The sequence below is a fragment of the Bacteroidota bacterium genome (assembly GCA_018816945.1).
GTDB lineage: Bacteria > Bacteroidota > Bacteroidia > Bacteroidales.
Genome location: JAHIVC010000014.1, coordinates 1 through 2,170, shown reverse-complemented (window position 1 = coordinate 2,170; position 2,170 = coordinate 1). Strand labels below are relative to the sequence as shown.

The window sequence follows — 2,170 nt, the reverse complement described above, 5'->3', positions numbered from 1 at the left end:
GGGGGAGCTGGCCTAGTGACCCTTGAGAACCGTGGCAATCCATTTCAAAAAGTATGGGCAGGGAATATCAGAAATTTCATTTACTCTAAACGCCACTTTTTATTATTGAGTTGCTTTTTGGAACGGCCGGAAAGGAAATCTTATTATACTAATTTGTCAAATATTCTCAATTCAAAAATTTTAAATATGCACGATTACTTGGCAAAAAATGCAAGATTTTCTGTCAGGGTACACCTATATAATTTGAAATTTTTAATAATTCCTATTTTTTTTCCAGCAGGATGATGCCAAGTTTCTCATTGTACTTGTAACCGGTCTTTACCTTATATTTAGTAGGATTAGGGTGAATTTCGATTACGGTGTCGCTAGTTGCTACGATCTTAGCATCCATTCCCCCATTGCCGACCCAAACTGTGTTGGATACCGCAAAAACCGCACCACTTGTCACCGCTCCCATGATGAAAAAGAAAATTGCCCAACAACAGAATTGTAAACGCTTCATTGTACCCTCCTTCGGATATTAACTGATAATTATTCACATTTTAGAAATATTGATAGAATACATATCCCTTCAACGACCTATCTTTTGAAGGCCTCAAATTCTGGCCGGAAAAATTTGCAGCAACTTCAAAGCATATCAGGCCGCGGCCTGAACCTCTCTATTGGCTTAGATCAATAGTATGGGTTTCTTCGCATCCTTTCTTGCAGTTTTCCACATTTACCGGCTTCGGGTTATGGCCCATACCGTACTGGCAACGAGAAAGGCAACGGCCCTTGGCGGAGTTCGGAGTATTCAATTCTTGAATCCGAAAAAAAAGATAATCACGGCATCCACTATTTTTAAATGTTGGCATTTTACTACAGATGCTTCTTTCCAACTCCTGGACAAATACACCCCCTTGACTCCAGCCCGTGCCGGTTCTCAATACGAAAACAGATGCAACCAACGTTACCATGATGATAAAATTTTTCATGTTATCTCTCCTAAGATGAAATATTGAGTATTGCAAAAAAACGACAAAAAAAATGGAAACCACGTATCTTAATCGAGCAAAGCAAGTCAAGGAGTCTCCTGGCACCTGAAGTAATTTGCCGTTTTCAATTAACCTTTAAACAAGCACTAATCCTCAGAGATGTTTATTTCACTACTTTTTTGTATTGTAACTGTGAACGAACGATCTGGTAAGTAAAGTCCGCCTGGATAAAATATTTTATTCCGTTTTGAATAAACAGCATTTTGGACCGTAATTTTGCCTATTGAACAAGCAAACGGCATATTAATCGTAATTACTTCATGTGATGTAAGCGGATAATAATGGTCACTCTTAAACACAAGCCACCATAGTTCATATTCAACTGTATAGGGCGCATTATCGGAATTTTTTATTATAATTTGGGCAGCCAAGGCATGAGTTATCATAACAAAAGTAAGCAAAATAAGCACTATAATTCCTAATTTGATTTGATTTGATTTCATTTTGTTCTCCTATAATAATGCTTATTTGCGGACCGATAACATGCTATATAGTAATAGCATTTTTCATGCCACAAATGGAATAATTAGATAATCGATAAATTAATTCACAATATTAGATGGTTAAGATCTAAAAATAGTTGATACGATATTTTTTTTGTATCAGCAATACCAACATAATTGCCGCATGACCAATATCGTTGGCGCAAAAAACATGCATCATCTCTTGAGATTGTTCAAGGATCAGAACACTTTTGAGGCATATTGCAAGTATTGGCGCAGCTATGATACGCATTCTTAGGCATGTGGAATAAAATAATTCCACATTTAATATTCTTCATAACAGGAAATATCAAGAGCCCATTTTTCAATACCAGGTATTCGGTCCAAAAAGGTTTCCAGTTTGTCCATGGCTTTTTTAGTCAAGGTAATGCCCTTTTCATAAATACCAGCAATCAATTTTACGACAGGCGAATTACCATTCCAACTCATCGTCCTACATAATCCAAGGACCTTCTCAACGCTGTCAAGAATTTGCCCATTCCAATGTTTTTCTAAAACACCCCAAACTCTCTCTACTGGATTGTATTTACTGTGATATGGCGGATAGTAAACCAGGCTAATATTTACAGATTTGTTGGCCCCAAAATCAACTAATCGTTTTATAAACTGAGTCCTGCGACTGCTGTTTTCAGG

The 2,170-nt window shown here is 37.1% G+C and carries 3 protein-coding genes; all 3 read right to left on the bottom strand.

What is annotated here, in order from left to right:
- Window positions 1–262 precede the first annotated feature (262 nt).
- Window positions 263–502, bottom strand: coding sequence for a hypothetical protein (locus KKG99_02455; protein ID MBU1011842.1), 240 nt, complete (start codon window positions 500–502; stop codon window positions 263–265).
- 618 nt (window positions 503–1,120) lie between these two features.
- Entirely contained in the window at window positions 1,121–1,477 is a 357-nt protein-coding gene (locus KKG99_02450) for a hypothetical protein (GenBank protein MBU1011841.1), read from the bottom strand.
- A 324-nt stretch (window positions 1,478–1,801) separates the two neighbouring features.
- On the bottom strand, window positions 1,802–2,170 hold a 369-nt coding region (locus KKG99_02445; GenBank protein MBU1011840.1), incomplete at its 5' end, for a transposase.